Below are 20,753 nucleotides of genomic sequence, written 5' to 3'. Positions count from 1 at the left end.
CCGTCGAAACAACCATGACACTCCGTAAACTCCTCATACTCTCTGGAATGAGCCTGTGCGCAGGCTTGTTCTCGTGCCAGAATCAGCTGGAAGAAGTGGTGCCTCAAACGTCGCTGAACCAGCAATTGGCCCTGTCGGACCCTAACGCGGCCACGACCCTCTACACGGGTGTGTATGCCTCGCTCCGAAACTATCACGGCACGCTCCTGAACTTGGGCGAAATGCGCTCCGACCTTTGGGCCGACGGTCTTTTTACCGAGTCGGAAGACACGGGCCTGAAGCAGTACTGGTCGCACAACATCAGCGCAACCAACGTACCGGCGGCTAACTGGGGCGGATTCTACAACCTCATCGACCGGATCAACACGGTCATCAAGCTGTTTCCGCAGGCTCCGCTGACCGAGGCACAGCGCAAATCGGCCCTGGCCGAAATGCACGGCCTGCGGGCGTTCGTGTATTTTACCTTGCTCCGTACCTGGGGCGGGGTACCCATCACCACCGAGCCGGTTTCGTCGGTTGATAACCTCACCGACCTGTATCGGGAGCGGGCCAAGGCCGAAGACGTCATGAAGCTCATCAAAAGCGACCTCGAGCAATCGCTGACCTTGTTTGGCGGCAGCAATGCCTTCACAACCAAGCGGGTGTACTGGAACCGGGCTGCTACGCTGACGCTCAAAGGCGATGTGTTTCTGTGGTCGGGGACGCTCATGGGTGGAGGCTCGGCCGATTTTGCCGTGGCCAAAGCGGCTTTGGAAGAGGTAAAAGCCATTCCGACGCTGGGCTTACAGGCTACATACGCCGACATTTTCGACGCGACCAAAGAGGTCAACAACCGCGAAATCATTTTTGCCCTGAGCTTCGAAAAGAACGAGGCCACCCAGTCGGCCTACGGTAGTTTTCTGGTGAATACCACGCAGGCCGGTACGCTTGTGTTTGACCCGCAGCCGGGTCCGGCGGTTCCGGTGAGTACGGTGTTTCCACTTGTGGGTGGAGCGAGCCGGGTGGGCTTGTCGCAAGCGATGATTACCCGACTCACGGCCAATGCCGCCGACCGTCGGCCGCGGGCTACGTTCCGTACCATGCATCGGACCACCGCCGGAAACCCGGTGGCCGGGGTGATGCTGACCAAGTTTATTGGTCGGGTAGATGCTGGTGTGCAACTCTACGACAACGATTTTCCCATTTACCGCTACGCTGACGTGTTGCTGATGCTGGCCGAAGCCAATACCAAGCTGGGTAACGATCCCTCGGCCGACATTATGGCCCTTCGGACGCGGGCCTACGGCGCTGCGGCCCCGGCCTTTACCAACGGAAGTCAGCAAGCGAACATGGAAGCTATTCTGGACGAAAACCTGCGCGAGTTTATTGGCGAAGGGAAGCGGTGGTTTGCCCTCCGCCGGGCGGGCGACGCCTACGTGTTCCGGGCCGTCAGTCCGCAGTATCTGCAACAAAATCAGGTGTATAAACTGGTGCTGCCCATCTCGGTCGGTATGCTCAACGCCGACCCTAAGCTGACCCAAACACCGGGGTATTGAGTAGGCCACTTGGGGTGGTTATGTATTTGTTGATCTTTTCACCACTGTCAGGGTGAAGGCATCGTGCATACCACTGTCAGGGTCTACGACCACTGACAGGGTATAAGCAACCCAAACCCTGACGGTAGTTCTTTTGATGAATCCATTCTCCATTTCCCTAAAAAAATTATAGGTTGGGATTAGAAGTGTCCCCGGCAGTTGAACGGGGGCACCCTTTATCACATTCGACATGACACACATCCATAAAATTGATGGGCTTGTTGCAGCCCCGTTTACCCCCATGCACCCCGACGGGTCGCTCAATCTGGACCTGATTCCGGCGTATGCCCAATTTTTGGAACAGAACGAGGTGAAAGGCGCCTTTGTCGGCGGATCGACGGGGGAGGGGGTTTCGCTCTCTTTTACCGAAAAAACGGAGCTTCTCCGGGCCTGGGGTCAGGTCGAGGCTCCGTCGCTCCAAAAAATTATGCTCGTTGGCGGTACGTCGCTGGCCGAAAGCTGTGAACTCGCCAAACTGGCTGCCGAGAACCACTACGATGCCGTGGCCGTTTTGGCTCCGTTCTATTTCAAACCCACAAGCGCAACCGTACTGGCCGATTTCTGCATTGCCGTAGGGGAGGCCGCGCCGGAGGTTGGCGTGTATTTTTACCACATTCCGGCGCTTACGGGGGTTTCGGTGTCGATGCTGGCGTTTCTCGAAGCCATCGACGGGCGGCTGCCGAATTTCCGGGGCATCAAATACACCCACAACGACCTGATGGAGTACCGGCAGTGCCTGCTCTTTGCCGATCGTAAGTACGATCTGCTGTGGGGTTGGGACGAAATTTTCCTGGCCGCTATGGCTATGGGCGCGCGTGGGGCCGTGGGCAGTACCTTCAACTATGCCGCTCCGGTTTATCATGAGCTGATGCGGGCGTTTGATGCGGGTGATCTGGACCGGGCGCGGGCCATGCAGGACCAATCCATTGCGATTGTCCGGTTGCTCGGCAAATACGGCGGTATTGCTACGGGTAAAGCGTACATGCGGGCGGTGGGTCTGGATTGCGGAGCGTTCCGGTCACCCGTTCAGAACATGTCGGCCGAGCGTTATACGGAGTTTTTAGAGGATCTGGAACGCATTCAATTTAACCGGTATGCTTCGCGTTCGGCTCTTACGGAGGGCGCGGTTAGTCGCTAAAGTGGGGCTGTTGGCCCTGCTGCTCCCTGCTTTGGCGCTGGCTCAGCCCCGCCCGACGTTGACAGCTCTGCCCGCCCTACCCCCGCTTTTGGGTAAAACCAATCCGGGGGTGGCTGGCGGCTTTGCGGGCCTGAGTGGCGGCATGTTGTTGCTGGCGGGCGGGGCCAACTTCCCGAATGGCTACCCCTGGGAGGGCGGTCAAAAGGTTTGGCACCGAACCATCTATGCTTTACCCATAAACGGTACTCCGCAACGCTGGCAGGTAGTAGGCGAGTTGGGCCATGCACTTGGCTATGGGGCTTCGGTAACCTGGCGCGACGGATTCATAACCCTTGGCGGCAACGATGCGCAACGTCGGTATGCCGAGGTAGTGGCCTACCGCTGGGATGCCCGAAACCGCCAATTGCGGGCCGATACGCTACCTCCGTTACTCCGGCCGCTGGCCAATTTGTCGGCTGCGTGTCTGGGCAATCAGTTGTATGTGTTTGGAGGGGAGTCGGAACGTGGAGCCGAGCGGACGTTGTACGTGCTGAATCTGCTTCGGCCCGAAACCGGCTGGAAACCGCTGGCCGACTTACCTGGCCCGGCCCGGGCATACGCTGTTCTGGTAGCGACCAACGGACGATTGTACGTGGCCGGAGGCCGATACACCGCCGATGGACAAACACGGGTCTTCGCTGATGCCTACGCGTACACGCCAGCCCAAAACCGATGGGAGCAACTGCCTGACTTACCAACGCCCTTATCGGCCCATTCGGCTGTTGCTACGCCCGATGGGTCGGTGCTGGTGATCGGGGGCGATACGGGTGAGCGTCTCGGTCAAATCGAACGCGTAAACAATCAGATAGCCCAATCCGTAACCGGCCCCGTCCGCGATAGTTTGACCTTCCGCCGAAATGCTCTGCAACGCGACCATCCCGGTTTTTCAAAAACGGTTTGGGTGTACACACCCAGAAAACGACGGTGGACCCGTTGGCGCGACCTGCCGTTTGCGGTGCCTGTTACCACTACGCCCGTTGCCTTTCCGGGTGGTTTTGTCCTGCCAAGTGGCGAAGTATCGCCGGGGGTTCGAACGCCGACGACTCGGTTTATCCCGTTCTGAAAGGAGAATAGATAAATGGTATGAAGAAACTTATTTCGCTCATTTTGCTCGTGTTGGGGCTCATGCCTGCCACATATGCTCAGGTTCGGCTGGCCGAGTTCTGGCAATCGGGCATGGTGATTCAGCGCGATCAGCCCGTGCACATCTGGGGGAGGGGAATACCCACTCAACAGGTGCGGGTTCGGCTGGCCGACGATGAAGCACAGACCACCGTTTTGCCCGATTCGACCTGGTCGGTGAAGCTACCCGCCCGCCGGGCCTCTTCGGTTCCCCTCCAACTGCTTGTACAGGCTCATTCGGCCCGGCTCGAACTGAACCACCTGCTCGTGGGCGATGTCTGGGTCTGCGCGGGTCAGTCAAACATGGCGTTTCCGGTTTCGGCTGAACGGCACGCGGCCCAAACGTTTCGGGAGGCCCCCAACCCCTTATTGCGGCTCTACGACCGCAAACCCGGTGCGTTTCGGTATAACGAACCGTTTAAGGCGCACGAAGCCCCGTTTCTCGAACCGGCCCGGTATTTCCAGCCGGGGCAATGGCAGATTGCTGATTCGGTTTCGGTACGGGCCTTTTCGGCGGTGTGTTATTACGCGGGCCGGGTTGTGCAGGAAACGGTGGGAGTTCCGGTCGGCCTTATTCATATGGCTGTGGGTGGTTCGCCCGCCGAGGCCTGGATGGCTGCCGACGGAGCGGGGGCGGACACCCTGTTGCAGTGCCTTTTTACGGGTGACTGGTTCGGAAATAAAGCCCTCGAACCCTGGTGCATCCAACGGGGCCACGAAAACCTCGACTCTCTGCTCCGTGCGGGCTATCTGTTGCCGCATGGCCCGCACGGTGTCCATCACCCGTACGAGCCAGGATTTCTGTACGAGGCCGGGGTGCTGCCGCTGAGCTCACTGTCGGTCAAAGGAGTGATGTGGTATCAGGGTGAAAGCAACGCGCTGAGTAGTCGACGGGTACAGCAACACGAAGCCCTTTTTCCGGTACTTATTGCCCAATGGCGACGCGCCTGGAACCGGCCCAAGCTCCCATTTTTTTACTGTCAACTTTCGTCCATTGGTACCGAGAAAGGGTATAAATCCGAGTATTGGCCCCTGTTTCGGGATGGGCAACGGCGACTGGCCGAATCGCTGCCTAACGTGGGTATGGCCGTCACGAGCGATGTGGGCCACCCGACGGATGTTCACCCGACCGATAAAAAAACGGTGGGCGAACGTTTGGCCCGCGCTATGCTCGTTCAAACCTATAAAAAACCGTTGCTGCCCTCTCCGGTGCCTGTGCGGGTATGTCGGCGGGCAGATGGCTGGGAACTTCACGTAGCCAATGCGGGGAAGGGTCTCCAAACTGCTGATCGCCAGGCGGTGCGCGGGTTTGCCCTCGGCGATGTCACCGGCCCCCATACTGATCTTTCTGCCCAGCTTCGGGGTAACATCGTGCATCTGACGGGCGCCCAAACGGGTCAATTCCTGTACTACGGATGGCAGCCCTACACCACGGCCAACGTAGTGAACAGCGAGCGGTTTCCGCTCTCCACTTTCAAACTTCCTTTGCCTTGAAAATAAGCTTAATCGCGGCTTTTTGGCTCTTGATCTGGGTAGCCACCTGGGCGAAACCACCCGCGCTCATTCCGGCCCCGCGCCGGGTTGTCTGGACAAACGAAGCCTTCCGGTTGCAAGGTCTAATTCGGGTACTGACCCCCAACGCTCAGGCGCGGGTTGTGGCCGATTCGGTGGTTGCGTTTTTGCGGCAACAGGGAACGAAGGCCCAGACGGTGGACTCGGGTTCTGCCCAGGCCGGTGCTCAGGTTGTCCTGAAACTGGAGCCTATGGGTGCGTTTCGGGATAAACCAGAGGGGTATTCGATTACCGTCTCGGCAAAGAATATACAACTGACAGCTGCCACCGAACGGGGGCTTTTCTGGGCGTATCGAACCCTGCAACAATTGGTGCAGCCCGGCCCGCCCCCCTCGCTCGCTGGTTGTCAGATAACCGATTACCCGGCATTTCCGGTCCGGGGCCTGATGCACGATACCGGCCGGAGTTTTATCACGCTTGATACGCTGCGTGCGCATCTTCAGCAGATGTCGCGTTACAAGCTGAACACGTTTCACTGGCACCTGACCGAAGATCTCGCCTGGCGATTGGCCAGCGATAGCCTGCCCCAACTGACCGAGGCCATCCACATGCAGCGTGACCCCGGCGGTTTTTACACCAAAGCCGAGGTGCGTGGGTTACTGCAGTTCGCCCATGAGCGGCACATTCAGATCATTCCCGAACTCGATATGCCGGGGCATAGTGCGGCTTTCCGGCGGGCAACGGGCGTCGATATGCAGTCGGAGCCGGGAAAAAAGTGGGTGAAAAGCCTTATTCGGGAGGTGTGTGCCCTGTTCGACGCACCTTATCTGCATATCGGGACCGACGAGGTGGCCTTTCGGGATTCAACGTTTGTACCGACCATGATGGGTGTCGTACGCGCGTGTGGCAAAGAGGTGATTGGCTGGTATCCGGGCGGTAAGATGGACAGCTTGGCCATTCGTCAGCTCTGGATGAGCGCCCGAAAGCCGTTGCCGGGTATGCGGGTAATCGACTCACGCGACCTTTACCTGAACCATTACGCTACTCAGGCCGACCTGATTAGCCTGTTTCAGCGTGATTTCTGCGACGTGCCCGAGGCCACTCCCCGCCATTTGGGGGCCATTGCCTGTATCTGGAACGACCGCCGACCCGCCAGTACGGCCCAACTCGAACGGTTGAATGGGCTTTACCCGATTCTGCTCACGTTTGCCGAGCGAATCTGGCGCGGGGGCGGCAAGCCCGAAACCCAAACGGGCGTAGTACTTACTGACCCGGCCGCTTTTGCCGAGTTTGAAGACCGGCTACTAACCCACAAACGGCTGCATTTTAGCCAGAAGGTGTTTCCGTACGTTCGGCAGAGCGGGTTGCATTGGCGGATTCTGGGGCCTTTCCCGAACGGCGGTAATCTGAGTGCTTCGTTTCCGCCCGAAGAAGGCAACCTCCATTTCCCGGCTGTGTCGGCAACTGGGGCCACGGTTTATATGCGGCATACCTGGGGGCCGTCGGTGGTGCGGGCTTACCTGCCCGACCCAAAACCGAACCACACGGCCTACGCCTATACGGAGGTGTATTCGCCCAAAGCGCAGACCGTAGGGCTGTGGGTCGATTTTCACAATTACGGCCGCTCGGAGAAAGACGCGGCACCGCCCGCCGGGGCCTGGGACCACAAGGGGAGCACCCTTTGGCTCAACGGCGAACGTGTACCCCCGCCCAATTGGCAACAAGCGGGTTTACGGCCCCAGAATCTGGAGCAACCCTACCAGAATGAGCCCTACGAGGCCCGCGAGCCGATTGCTGTTTCGCTCAAACCCGGTTGGAACCGGGTGCTGCTGAAACTCCCCGTGGGATCGTTTAGTACGCCCGAATACCGATTGGTGAAGTGGCTGTTTACCTGTGTATTTGTGCGCCGGGAAGGAGCGCACTGGGAAACGGCCGATGAGTTGATTTTCTCACCCGAACAATCGCCCAAAAAGCTTTAACTGCCCCTTTATGAACACTACTACTCTGTCCGAATCACCCACCCAGCCGAAGCCTGGTTATTACCCCTGGATAGTTGTCGGGTTGCTTTGGGTGGTCGCTCTGCTCAACTACCTTGACCGGCAGATGCTGGCCACCATGCGCCCGGCAATGTTGCAGGATATTGCCGAGTTGGAATCGGCCACTAATTTTGGCCGGCTGATGGCCATTTTCCTCTGGATCTATGGACTAATGAGTCCGGTTGCGGGTCTGGTGGCCGACCGACTGAGCCGAAAGTGGCTCATTGTGGGTAGTTTGGCAGTGTGGTCGGGCGTGACCCTGCTCATGGGAAATGCCACCACGTTCGGGCAACTGTATGTGTTGCGGGCGGTGATGGGTGTGAGCGAAGCGCTGTACATTCCGGCGGGCCTCTCGCTTATTGCTGATTTTCATACGTCGCGCACCCGCTCATTGGCCGTGGGCATCCATATGACGGGCCTGTACATGGGGCAGGCCCTCGGCGGCTTTGGTGCCACACTCGCTAGTACCTACTCGTGGCCAACCACGTTTGCGGCTTTTGGAGGGGCGGGCATTGTGTATGCCGGGGTGTTGGCCTTTTTCCTGAAAGAAGCCCGTCAACCGGCCGAACCCCAAAAACAGCATATACAAAAGAACACGCAAACCGTGGGGGAGAGCCTGCGTCTACTTTTCACGAATCGAGCTTTTTGGGTCTTGTTGCTGGTGTACGCCATTCCGAGCCTGCCGGGCTGGGCTACTAAAAACTGGCTCCCAACTCTCCTGGCTACGAATCTGAACATCGACATGGCACAGGCTGGTCCTTTGGCTACCATCGCCATTGCGGCTTCATCGCTGGTGGGGGTTCTGCTCGGCGGAACTCTCTCCGACCGGTTGGTGCAAACGCAGGTGCGGGGCCGTATCTGGGTCAGCGCGTCGGGATTGCTGCTCACCATTCCGGCCCTGTTGCTGTTGGGATTTGGTAGCTCGCTGGTGCACATGCTGGGTGCGGCCGTTTGTTTTGGTGTGGGGTACGGGCTATTCGACGCGAATAACATGCCGATTCTGTGTCAGTTTGTGCCGGTACAGCGCCGGGCCACCGCCTATGGGATCATGAACATGACCGGCGTATTTGCCGGTGCCGCCATAACCAACTGGCTCGGTAGCGCCACCGACGGGGGCCACCTCGGTCGCGACTTTGCGGCCCTGTCGGGGGTGGTGCTGGTGGCCATGCTGGCTCAGATCACACTGCTTAAACCGACCCAAGCGGAGTTGGTTGATACAAAGGCTGCTAATGCTACATGAGTGTAGTAGGAGGGGAGAAGCCAAACCTGCTAAACAGACTGATTAGAGAATGGGCGATGAATAATGTACGTTATGTGAGGGTTTACCCTATTGATTGTCAGGTTATTATTTATTGATCACGAGTCGTGCAGGATACATCCGGTTACAGTAACGAAGCGGCCCCACCAGATTATAAATCCGGCGGGGCCGCTTCGTTACTGTAACGGTGGGATATAGAACGCTAATTCAAGTTGCACGGCATCTTATTGGCGCACCACCTTCACCGTTTTGGTTCGGTTAGGTGTTGAAACCTGAAGTAGATAAATGCCTGACTCCGAACCCAGCGACACCCGCTGCCGCACCGGCTGTCCCGTGGGCGCTACCCACTGACTAGTCAGCTGCCGACCCTGTGTCGAGATGACGCGCAGTTGCAGGGCCTCCCCGGCGGGGTTTGCGATCTCCACCACCACGTCATTCTCCGTGGAGGGATTGCCCAGCACCAGTACATCCAGGTCAGATAACGTTTCGGTGGCCAGTCGGGCCGCTCGGCGACAGAAAGCCCCGAAGTCGAACATAAACGGAGTGCCCTCCACGCCATTCTGCCGCACCCGGATCGTCACCGGCTTAGGGTCAGCCCGTAGCCCTGCCTCGATCATTCCGTTTACATTGGTTGTCCAGCCGGTAATGCCAATAGCGAAATACTCAACCGGCGAGCCGTTGCCGCCTGTGGCTCCGAACGTAATGGCCCCTGTTTGGCAGCTGTAGCTCACCACGGTAGCGGCCAGGGGGGCACCCACGGGCGGGGTGGTGCTACCAGCCGGATTCACCGTCAGTACAAAGCTTGTACTACTGCTCATCCCACCCGGATCGGTAGCTGTGAGGGTTACTGTGCTCACGCCCGAAGCGGAGGGCGTACCGGTGATGGTGCTACCCACAAGGGTAAGTCCAACGGGCAGACCTGATGCCGAAAGGGTCAGTGCGGCTGGTGTTTGGGCATCGGTAAAAACGTTACCTATATTGAGGCTGTAGCCTACACCAACCGTGGCTAACTGAGCCCCTACGCTATTGGCCACTGTGGGAGGTGTGTTCGTTGGTGGCGGGGGTGTTCCTGCACAGGCTGCCAAAGCGTTCCAGCGGTAACTGACGGTAACGTTACCCTGTGTAGCAAGAATTGTGAAAGGCTCCACATTTGAGCGGCCGTTACGAATATCCACAGCAACTTGTGCATCAACCGTGGCCGAGCAGGAGGTGGTGGGCCCGGTGATACCGATAGCCGCGTAGGTGATGGGGGCGCCATTGCCCCCGCTGGTTCGGAACTGAATCTGCCCGGTAGCACAGTTGTAGATGGGTTCGAGCAAGGTCAGAGGTCCGCCCAAGGTGCCGGATTGTGAACCACACACACCCGTGGGGGGCGGAGTCAGACTGGCCGATACAACAAGGGTGATCTGAGCGGTGGCCGAACAGCCGTTGGGGCTCGTTCCTGTGACGGAGTAAACCGTTGATCCGGTGGCCGACGTAGGCGGGTTGATGGCGGGGGTAGTCGCTCCGGTACTCCAGCGGTAGGCGGTTGCCCCGCTGGCGGTGAGGGTAACGGTTTGTCCCTGGGTGATGGCTGAGCCGGGGTTGGCGCTGATGCTCACGGTGGGCAGCTCCTGACTGGCTTCCACAGTGACGGTGGCCACCGCTGAACACCCACCTGCCGCAGTAACAGTGACCGAGTACGTCCCAGCCGCAGAAACAGTAGCCGTGTTAGTAGCCCCTGACTGGCTCAGTCCCGGTCCTGAGAAGACAAAGCTGGCCCCGGCCGGTGAAGCTGTCAGCGTCACCGTCGGATTGGCACAGGTAAGAGTGCCTGATGCGACGAGTGAAGCATTCACCGCATTGGTGGCACTCTCGACGGTGGTGGTGGCCGAGGCTGTACACCCGTTAGCGGCTGTGACGGTCACCCCATAGACCCCTCCGGCCGCGACGGTGGCCGTGTTGGCGGCACCCGACTGGTTGAGGCCCGGCCCGGTGAAGCGGTAAGTGCCTTGACCCGCTGGTGACGCCGTCAGGGTCACAGTGGGGTTGGCACAGGTCACCGTGCCCGAAGCGGCCAGCGAGAATGTTGGCAGGGTTTTGTCTTCGGAAATCGTCACCGACGCGGTGGCCGTGCAGCCGTTGGCTGAGGTGACCGTCACGGAATACGTCCCGGCCGAGTTGACCGTGCGCGAAGCATTCGTGCTGCCGTCCTCCCAGCGATAGGTGCCTCCACCTGAAGCGGTGAGTGTCGCAGTGGGATTGGAGCAGGTAAGCGTGGCCGCAGTGGGAGTGATGTTAGCTGTGGGCGGGGTGGTGTTCCCCTGCACGGTCACCGTGGACACCGCTGAACAACCTCCAGCTGCGGTAACGACTACCGAGTACGTCCCGGCCGTTGAAACGGTGGCCGTGTTAGTAGCCCCCGATTGGCTCAGACCCGGTCCCGAGAAGGTGTAGCTTGCCCCGGCAGGCGAGGCTGTCAGGGTCACCGTCGGATTGGCACAGGTAAGGGTGCCCGATGCCACGAGCGTAGCGTTCACTGCATTGGTGGCACTCTCCACGGTGGTGGTAGCCGAGACCGTACAGCCATTGGCGGCTGTGACCGTCACCCCATAGACCCCTCCGGCTGAAACGGTGGCCGTGTTAGCGGCACCCGACTGGTTGAGGCCCGGCCCGGTGAAGCGGTAGGTACCTTGGCCCGCTGGCGACGCCGTCAGGGTAACGGTGGGATTAGCACAGGTCACCGTGCCAGAGGCCGACAAGCTGACCGCAGGCAGGGTTTTATCTTCGGAAATCGTCACCGACGCGGTGGCTGTACAGCCGTTGGCGGCCGTAACCGTCACCGAATACGTCCCGGCCGTGCTAACACTTCGGATGGCGTTGGTGCTGCCATCCTCCCAGCGATAGGTGCCTCCACCGCTTGCGGTGAATGTCGCAGTGGGGCTTGAGCAGGTAAGTGTAGTGGAGCTCGGCGAAATATTGGCGGTTAGAACCTCAACGTTGAGGGTGGTACTGGCGGCAACCGTTGTGCCGTTGGCCCCGATAGTAAGCGTGAAAGTCTGCACGCCACTACCCGCTGTAGTCAGGGGCTGGCTAAAGGTCGCTCCCGTGGCCGTGCTGCTAAGTGTTCCCGTGCTGTTGGTGAGCGTGAAGTTATACGTGCCCGTCACGTTGCCCACTGTGGCGGTAAACGTAGCCACACTACCCACGCAAACCGTACCCGCCGTGGGGGCAAAAGCCGTGATGGTGGGGGCGGGCGGGGCAGCAGCTACGCCCGTCACGCTAACGGTAGCTACGCTACTGCAACTGTTGCCAAAACTGACCGTAACGGTGAAGGTCTTCTCGCCGGGCGTAGTGAGCGTAGCCGAGACTGTGCTACCTGTAGCCGAATTGCCCAGCGTAGCCCCCGCTGGTGCCAGCCAGCTAAAGGTGGCCGTGGAGCCGCCCGTGCTGCTGAGGCTAACAGCCGTACCGACCGTAGCGGTACTCTGACTGGCCGAGGCTACAGCAACGAAGGCATCGCTACCTTCTCCGCTGGCGCAGAAGGCTGAGAACGAGGCCGTACTCCCTCCACCGGGCAGACCTATGTTGTTGCTGAAGTTAGTTGTTATCTCGCAAAAAAACGTCAGACTGGCCGGATAGCAACCACTCAACTGATTGTCATTTAGATTAAGCGAAGACAGATTGGTCAGGGCTGATAAGCTGCTGGGGATACTGCCAATGAACTGGTTGTTATGGAGCCAAAGATCTTGCAGATTGATCAGGGCTGATAGGCTGGCTGGAATATTGCCCGTGAGCTGATTGTTATTGAGCAAAAGCAGTTGCAGGCTTGTCAGGGCGGATAGGCTGTTAGGGATACTGCCGGTCAGTTGGTTTCTGTCTAGCCTAAGCTGTAGCAGACTGGTTAAGGCCGATAGACTACTGGGGATGCTCCCCGTTAGTTGGTTTTCGCTGAGTAAAAGCAGTTGCAGATTAGTCAGGACCGACAGACTGTTTGGTATGCTACCGCTGAGCTGGTTGCTACTAAGCCGAAGGTCTTGCAGATTGGTCAGAGCCGACAGGCTGCTCGGGATGTTGCCGCTGAGCTGGTTGTTTATGAGAAAAAGCTGTTGTAGACTGGTCAGGGCCGATAGGCTGTTTGGGATGCTGCCAGTGAGTTGGTTGTTTTGTAGAAAAAGCCGTTGCAGGTTGATCAGTGCCGATAGACTGCTGGGAATACTGCCACTGAGCTGGTTGTTGTCGAGATCAAGCCGTTGTAGGTTGGTCAGGGCTGACAGGCCGCTGGGTATACTACCGCTGAGCTGGTTAGCCTGGAGTCGAAGGTCTTGCAGACTGATCAGGGCCGACAGGCTGCTGGGTATACTGCCAATGAGCTTATTGTCAGTGAGCAAAAGCCGTGTTACCCGCCCGCCCGCGCAGGTCACGCCAAACCAGCCGTTACAGGGGTCGCAATTGGTGAGCCAGCCGGTTTTGTTTGTCCAGCCGGGGCCGTTGGTGCTATTGTAAAGATCCACCAAAGGCTGATAATCGGGATGTGCAGAAGTACTCCCCGTAACGGTAGCTTCTGCCATAGCAAAGCAACCATTATCCCAGGTAACGGTAACACGGTAAGTACCCGGGGAGGTCACAATTCGTGTCGCACCTGTGCTGTTATCTTCCCATCGAAAGGTGTACCCAGAACCAAAGCCAACAACGATAGAAGCGGTAAGAGTCACGGATGTGTTCACGCAACTTAGCTCAGATGTAAGCGGAGTGACTTCAATCTGGGGTAGGACCAAGAAAGGAAGTGCTACAGTAGTCGATGCTGTTGCAGTACACCCATTCGCAGCCGTAACCGTGACCGAATAAAGGCCTTCGGAATAAACGGTTCGAACGGGATTTGTACTAGAATCATCCCACCGGTACGAAACACCTCCTGTTGCGGTCAGTGAGGCTGTACCGGTACAACTAAGAGCTGGTCCTACAGGTAAGATGTTAGCTACGGGTGCTATCTGTTCATCGTTCAGGGTGATACTGGCCGTAGCCGAACAAACATTACTCGATGTAACGGTGACCGAATATGTGCCGGAAGCGCTTATCGTTCGGCTGGCATTGGTGCTACCGTCTTCCCAACGATACATGTTGCCTCCGGTTGCGGTTAATGATACCGTAGGATTAGAGCAACTTAATGCCGTTAAACTGGCGTTGATTCCAGCTACAGGCAACGCCCCCACGTTGAGCGTGGTGCTGGCGGCTACGGTGGTGCCATTGGCCCCGATGGTGAGCGTGAACGTTTGTACGCCACTGCCCGCCGTGGTCAGCGTCCGGCTGAAAGCCGCTCCCGTAGCCGTGCCGCTGATTGGCCCTGTGCCGTTGGTAAGCGTGAAATCGTAAGTCCCCGTTACGTTGCCCAGCGTGGCCGTAAACGTTGCCACACTGCCCACGCAGACCGTACCCGCCGTGGGGGCAAAGGCCGTGATAGTGGGTGCGGGCGGGGCGTTGACCGTCACGGTTACACTAGTGACGCTCATACAGCCCGACGCGTTCACACTCGTGACCGAGTAGGTGGCCGTGCTGGCAGGCGTGGCCGTGAAGCTGCGGGCGGTAGCTCCACCCGTCCAGGTGTAGCTGGTGCCGCCCGATGCGGTGAGCGTGACGGTTTGCCCACTAGTGATGGTGAGCGAGGGGTTGGCCGTGACCATCAGGTTGGGGACAAGGCTCAAATCCCCGCTGATGGTCCAGCCTTTGACCCCCGTCAGATTAGCCCGGTCTGCCGCCGACGCACAGTACTGCCGACCAGTGGCTCCCAAATTCCGGCCCGTTACCGTACCGGAGTTGAAGCCCGTCAGTGTGGCATCGTAATTAGCCACGCTCATGCCACAGTTATCCAGCATGCTGGCCAAATCAACGGCGGGATTCAGGCGAGTTCCCCAGTCACTTAACGATTGATTGAAAGCTCTGGCTCCATAAAACATGAAACTCATAGTAGTAACGTTGGCTGTATTCCACGAACCGATGTTTTGATTGAAAGCACGAGCTTCCCAAAACATCAGACTCATATTAGTAACATTACCCGTATTCCACGAACCGATGTTTTGATTGAAAGCACTGGCTCCCAAAAACATTCCACTCATATTAGTAACGTTGGCCGTATTCCACAAACCGATGTTTTGATTGAAAGCACGAGCTTCCCAAAACATCCGATACATAGTAGTGACCTTGGCTGTATTCCACGAACCGATGTTTTGATTGAAAGCACTGGCTTCAGAAAACATCTGATACATATCAGTAACGTTGGCTGTATTCCACGAACCGATGTTTTGATTGAAAGCACTGGCTCCCAAAAACATCCCACTCATAGTAGTGACCTTGGCTGTATTCCATGAACCGATGTTTTGATTGAAAGCTCTGGCGTCCAAAAACATCTGATGCATAATAATAACGTTGGCTGTATTCCATGAACCGATGTTTTGATTGAAAACACTGGCGTCCCTAAACATCTGATTCATAGTAGTAACCTTGGCCGTATTCCACGATCCGATGTTTTGATTGAAAGCTCTGGCTCCATAAAACATGAAACTCATATTAGTAACGTTGGCCGTATTCCACGATCCGATGTTGGCCGGTCCATTGAGTGAAGTACAACCCCGGAACATCTGAGTCATATCACTAACACCAGCCAAATTCGGCACATCACTTGCCGAAACCGCTAACCCATCACACCCGTAAAATGCATTATTCATCGACGTCCAGCCTACCGTACCCCATTGCCTTACATCAATCAACCGGCTTCGGTCGGCGCCATTGTTGATGATGATGCGTTGGAAATTAGCCGGGGCAATGCTCAGGTCGATGGTGGCCCCGGTGGGCAGGCCGGTAATGGTGGCCGTTGTTCCGGTAAAGGTGCCCGAACCCGACGCCGATCCTGGGGAGACTTCCTGCCAGGTGTAGCTCACCGTGCCGGAGGTGGCTACCCCAAAACTCAACTGGTTCGCCCCTGAGCCTGTGGTTGCCAGGTTCCAGCGGGTGACGAAGGGACTTCCTGTAACCGTTACGGTCACTGTGGTGGTGCTGCTGCAACCAGCGTTGGCCCCCGTGACGGAGTAGGGGGTGGTGCTGGCGGGCGTGGCCGTAAAGCTGCTGCCGGTAGCCCCACCCGTCCAGGTGTAGGAATCCGCGCCGGATGCGGTGAGCGTGACCGTCTGCCCGCTGGTAATGGTGAACGATGGGCTGGCCGTGACCGTCAGGCTGGGTGGATTCAGCACGTTGATACCGACCGTGGCGACGTTGGTATTCTGAGTGCTTTGTGGAGGCGTATTGACGGTCTTTACATTGGCAGGTGGGCTGGCAATTCGGGCGGTACTAGTCGGAATACGTACAGATTCGGTAGTCTCACCGCCCCCACCACCACTACTTGTCACAGGGCCAACGAGGAGAGTAACCGTGCGAAGCCCCGTTGTGGTCGGTACAAGCGGAACATCGAAATTTGGACTATTACTTGTGGAAATAGTCGTCTGAACTCCATCGGTAAGGGTATAACTATAAACGTTCGTGTACCCACTTACAGTTGCGGTGAAGCTGTAGGATTCGCCCAAACAGCCTACATCTCGGATGGCGGCAAAGCCGCTGATGCTTTGCCCCCGGGCCGTTACGGAGAGTATCAGCAACAGGCTAAGTATGGCTAATCGGTAAGACCTCGCGAGACCGTTACGGAAGCGTTTAGGGTTAAGGAAGTGAACGGTAAATTGTGTAGTCATGTGATAGAAAGATTCATGGTGAATCGGTGCACAAGACTACCAAACCCACTTCCAGGTGAGGTGGATTTTTGTTCAGAAAAGGTGGAGAATTGTTCAGCTCGGCCCTGCTTGCCGAAACTGACCCGGCGAAACACCGAACTCCTCCGAAAACACCCGGCTGAAATACTTTGGGTCGTCGAACCCGACGGCATACGCTACCTCCGACACATTCAGGGCCGAATCGCTCAGCAACTTCTGCGCCCGCTGTAACCGCAACGCCCGTAAGTAGCGGTTCACCGACATCCCCGTCAGGGCCGTGAGTTTGCTGTGCAGGCTCGTTCGGCTCAAGCCCATTGACTGACAAATGGTCTCAACGTCCAGCGTCGAATCGTCGAGTCGGGACTCCACCAGCACCCGTAGGCGTTGAATGAATACGTCTTCCGTCAGGTCGGTGGGGGTTTCGGTAGGGGAGCTTGCTGGCACAGCCTGTGCGTCACCGATGGGCGCAAGGGCTGGGGTGTTGCCGAGTGCTCGCTGGGTGTAGTAGCGTTGTAATCGTTGCCGGGCTTGTAGCAAATTTTGGAGTACCGACCGTAGCTCCTCCCTGGCAAAGGGCTTCACCAGGTAAGCGTCGGCCCCGCGCCGAAGACCCGTCAGACGGTCGCTGACGGCAGCCCGTGCGGTCAGAAGCACCAGCGGAATATGACTGGTTCGGATGTCATTCTTCAGTGTCTCGCATAGTTCGAAGCCATCTTTCAGGGGCATCATCACATCACTCACAATCAGGTCGGGCATAAACGCAAAAGCCTTGTCGATGCCAACTTGCCCGTTTTCGGCCCTGATAACTCGGAAATTCATGTCTACGCATGACTGAATGTAAGCCGCCACATCGTCGTTGTCCTCTACTAATAGCAGCAAGGGCAACAGGTTCTCCTGATTGGCCGGTACGTCTCCTTCCGTTGGTGATGCGGTGGGTTGGGCTGGTGAATTGGTCGTCGATTCGGTCGGTTTATGAATAATAGAGGGAATTGGCAACCCCAATGCATCGGCCAGGGGAGGGGCCGCTATCGGGAGTGTAAGTACAAACTCACTACCTGCGCCCGGCTGGCTGCTTACGGCCAAACCTCCCCCCATCAATGTGACCAACTCGCGGACAAAGGCCAGACCAATACCGGTTCCGCCGGCTTGCCAAATGGTTTTCCCCGCGGCCGAATCGTCGGTACGCTGGTAGAATCGGTCGAAAATTCGGGGCAGACTCTCAGCATCGATACCTGGCCCCGTATCACGCACCCGAATCTGAAGCCAGTGGCCCCCGGAGCTAATTGCGGATGGAATCACCTCCTCATGAAACCCTGCCAGTCGGGGCGACGATTGACCGGTAATCATCTGCAAATGGCACATCACCTCCCCGCCAGCAGGCGTAAACTTGAGCGCGTTGTTGAGCAAATTGGCCAGCATATCCTGAAGCTTGTCTTTGTCAACGGAAGTTTGGCAAGCGGTTAGGTCGCTGCTGACAAAGAGCGTTATGCCTTTTTGGCTCGCCATGGAATGAAACGACTCGACCACATAACGGGTAAACCCAACAATATCAACGGTTTCAGACCGCAGCCTCATTTGGCCCGCTTCTACCTTCGACAAGTCCAGAATCTGATTAATCAACCGGAGCAGATTGGACCCATTACGCTCGATGAGGGAGGCCATCTGCTGGCGTTTTTTGGGGGGAGATCGGTCGATTTCAGTTCGTCGGCCATACCCAGAATGATGGTGAGTGGCGTACGGAACTCGTGGGATATATTCGCAAAAAACCGCGATTTGGTCTGGTCGAGCTGTTGTAGCCCCTCCGCCTGTTTGGCGATAATCTCCTTATCCTGTTCAATGCGGGCGGTGGCCTGCCGAATCTGTAGTTGCAGCCGATGCTGTTCCTGCCGGTGTTGCCAGCTCCGCCAGCGCAACCAGCCTGCGACGGCCCCCAGCAACAGGCCCGCGACCATCAGTAAAAACCAGGTACGCAGGTAAACCGGCCGCAGCACGGACAGTTCCAGCTTCAGCGTGTTGGCCGACCATTGCCCATTGGCGGCCTGTGCTTTGATCTGGAGTTCATAATCACCGTAGGGTAGGTTGCTCAGCCGCAGCCGGGGTTCCGGAAGTGGTTGCCAGCCCTCGTCCAGCCCCACCAGTTGGTAGGCATACACGTTGCGGGAGGCATCGTCGAAGTTCAGAAACGCAAAGTCCAGCACGCTTGTGCCATCGCCCGGCGGAATGCGAATCTGGCCCGACGCCTGTACCTCGGCGGTTTTATCCACCACCTTGCCCTGGGCGGGGTCCAGTTGCCGGAAGGCCGTCAGGTATAGGGGCAGGGGCGCGCGGGGGCGCTCGTTCTCGAAATCGCGCGGATCAAAAGCGGTGATGCCATTGAGACTCCCGAAATAAATGCGGCCATTCGGCTCCTGAAAGTGCGCTACCCGGTTGAACTCCAGGTTTGTGATGCCGTCTTCGAGCAGGTACGTCCGGGTCGTGTGCCGCACTGGGTCGAACTGCATGATGCCGTAGTCGCTGCTGAGCCAGAGGTGGCCGCGTCGGTCGGCATACACAGCGTAGATATTATCGTTGGAGAGCCCATCGGTCCGGCGGAACGTACGGAACTGGTTACGGGTGCGGTCCCAGCGCACCAGCCCTCGGTTGGCCGTGCCCAGCCAAAACAGCCCATTGGGCGCGTGGTAGAAATGCTGGAAGCCCTCGGCAGGGAGGAGGAATTTACCTTTGCCTCCGCTCCAGTAGCGGGTCATAATGCCACGCTGGGGGTCGAAGGTGTACAGGCCGGTGGTGGCGCATAGCCAGATAGTGCCCTGACGGTCGGGGCCAATGTGCAGGATATGCGCCTGAGCCAGTTCGGGAAACTGGTTGTATTGCCGGAATATGTCTACGGTTCCGGTGCGGGCATCAATGAGCCGCAGCCCCTGGGCAGTGCCGGCCAGCAGATGGGTGTCACTGAAGGCATATAACGACCACAGGCTTTGGCCGTCGTTATTCGGGAGCGGAAAAAACCGGACAGTTCGGCGGGCGGTGTCTGTCTGGAGAAATTTACCATAAGCCCCCGCCACCAGCCGCCCCTGCCGATCCTGCGCCAACCCATACATATTGCCCCAGTCGATGGTTTCAAATAGGGTTTGCGTAATGCGCCCCGTGCGGTCGGCTTTGTAGAGCCCTTTGGATTCGCGGTTAAAATACAAGTCGTTACCAATGACCTGAATACCCCGGATGGCGACATTACTCCTCTCAAAATTGTTGGCGGGGTCATGAAATAGCCCTTTGAAGCGGCTGGGGGCCAGTTTAACCACATTGACGCCAAAGTTGGTCGAGAGCCAGAGCAGACCGGAGCGGTCCAGAAACACGCCCCGCCCGTCGATGTCTTGATAACCCATTTTGGCAAGGTCAAGCACCACCTTACCTTGTCTGTCAATCAGCCGGCCACCCTCCCAAACCAGCCCCAGCGATGGCAGATCGAACGGCCTGGGTAGGCCATTATAGCTGGTTTTGTCGCCCAGCAGAATATCGAAACACTGCTGTCGGTTACCTTGTTCATCAATCGAATAAACGGCTTTATACGGATATGCACCCGGATATTCGAAGTAAAAAAACAGCCCTTCATTGTTCTGAGAACCCATTGCCGGACTCAGGTAGCGAATGGCGTGTTTATACTGTCGCAACACCCGTCCGTCGGGGTGCAGTTCAACCATGTTATTGTCGTCGGCAATAGCCCAGGCGGTGCCACGCCGGGTGACATGGCAGAGGGCCAGCCTTTTGTAAGATGGGAAAGGCGTTTGCTTTAGCCCGGTTTTGGGATGGTACGACAGCAACGTAGCTACCGGCCGATTCTTAGTCAGATATACTGTACCATCGGGGTCGCTCGCCATTCCTTCATAGGCATATCCCATATGTGTGACGACCGGGAGCGTTTCCCCGAATTTTTCAGCGAAGGTCTGTGCCTTGCCCGTCCGGGGGTTGAATAGCATTATTTCCCAGGGGCGTTGCATGGCAGCAAGCCACAGCACCCCGTCGGCATCTTCGGTAACGCCCCCAATATCGTCGAAAGCAAACCCGCTGCGTTCGCGGTTGTAGGTGGTGAAGGTTTTGCCGTCGAACCGGCTCAGCCCACCTTTGGTCGCAATCCAGATAAAACCCTGTTTATCCTGAATGATGGTGTTGGCCTCACGATGGGCCAGGCCGTGTTCAGTTCCGTAGTGTTGCACCGAAACGGCGTAGGGTTGGGCCTGGGTTATGCTCGATAGAAAGAATATAAACGATACATAGCGGGTAATGAGAGAGATTATGTTAATGGTTGGAGGAAGTTTGGACATAATTATGCCTGGTATGACGAAT

Annotated in this window: 9 protein-coding genes; 6 read left to right on the top strand and 3 right to left on the bottom strand. The window is 57.5% G+C overall.

The genetic code is table 11. The features are described from left to right. Positions 1-47 precede the first annotated feature (47 nt). The 6 genes from F5984_RS23500 to F5984_RS23475 all read left to right on the top strand — a co-directional run bounded on the left by F5984_RS23500 (position 48) and on the right by F5984_RS23475 (position 8,661). Positions 48-1,535, top strand: a complete 1,488-nt coding sequence (locus tag F5984_RS23500; RefSeq protein WP_246169332.1) for a RagB/SusD family nutrient uptake outer membrane protein — start codon at positions 48-50, stop codon at positions 1,533-1,535. Between the two features lie 229 nt (positions 1,536-1,764). Continuing rightward, positions 1,765-2,712 carry a dihydrodipicolinate synthase family protein gene (locus F5984_RS23495; protein WP_152126663.1) on the top strand — a complete coding sequence of 316 codons (948 nt, stop codon included), beginning with the start codon at positions 1,765-1,767 and terminating at the stop codon, positions 2,710-2,712. Then, a complete protein-coding gene (locus tag F5984_RS23490) occupies positions 2,669-3,814 on the top strand; it encodes a kelch repeat-containing protein (RefSeq protein ID WP_152126662.1) in 1,146 nt (381 codons plus the stop codon). Before F5984_RS23495 ends, F5984_RS23490 begins: the two co-directional genes overlap by 44 nt. A gap of 20 nt (positions 3,815-3,834) precedes the next feature. Then, positions 3,835-5,367 carry a sialate O-acetylesterase gene (locus F5984_RS23485; protein WP_152126661.1) on the top strand — a complete coding sequence of 511 codons (1,533 nt, stop codon included), beginning with the start codon at positions 3,835-3,837 and terminating at the stop codon, positions 5,365-5,367. Continuing rightward, positions 5,364-7,364 (top strand): family 20 glycosylhydrolase, encoded by a 2,001-nt coding sequence (locus F5984_RS23480; RefSeq protein WP_152126660.1) that lies wholly within the window; start codon positions 5,364-5,366, stop codon positions 7,362-7,364. The genes F5984_RS23485 and F5984_RS23480 overlap by 4 nt, the downstream gene beginning before the upstream one ends. A gap of 10 nt (positions 7,365-7,374) precedes the next feature. Then, on the top strand, positions 7,375-8,661 hold the full coding sequence (locus F5984_RS23475) for an MFS transporter (RefSeq protein WP_152126659.1): 1,287 nt from the start codon (positions 7,375-7,377) through the stop codon (positions 8,659-8,661). Positions 8,662-8,903: 242 nt separating this feature from the next. Here the strand turns inward: F5984_RS23475 and F5984_RS23470 are convergent, their stop codons facing one another. From F5984_RS23470 to F5984_RS26815, 3 genes are all read right to left on the bottom strand, one after another. Further along, positions 8,904-16,394: a BspA family leucine-rich repeat surface protein gene (locus tag F5984_RS23470; protein ID WP_152126658.1), complete on the bottom strand. Its 7,491-nt coding sequence runs from the start codon at positions 16,392-16,394 to the stop codon at positions 8,904-8,906. A 93-nt stretch (positions 16,395-16,487) separates the two neighbouring features. Next, positions 16,488-18,074: a hybrid sensor histidine kinase/response regulator transcription factor gene (locus F5984_RS26820; RefSeq protein WP_246169329.1), complete on the bottom strand. Its 1,587-nt coding sequence runs from the start codon at positions 18,072-18,074 to the stop codon at positions 16,488-16,490. Continuing rightward, positions 18,029-20,731 carry a ligand-binding sensor domain-containing protein gene (locus tag F5984_RS26815; protein WP_246169324.1) on the bottom strand — a complete coding sequence of 901 codons (2,703 nt, stop codon included), beginning with the start codon at positions 20,729-20,731 and terminating at the stop codon, positions 18,029-18,031. The genes F5984_RS26820 and F5984_RS26815 overlap by 46 nt, the downstream gene beginning before the upstream one ends. Positions 20,732-20,753 lie beyond the last annotated feature (22 nt).

Origin of the sequence: Rudanella paleaurantiibacter (assembly GCF_009184635.1) — a bacterium.
Classification (GTDB): domain Bacteria; phylum Bacteroidota; class Bacteroidia; order Cytophagales; family Spirosomataceae; genus Rudanella; species Rudanella paleaurantiibacter.
This window is presented reverse-complemented; position numbering and strand designations above follow the sequence as displayed.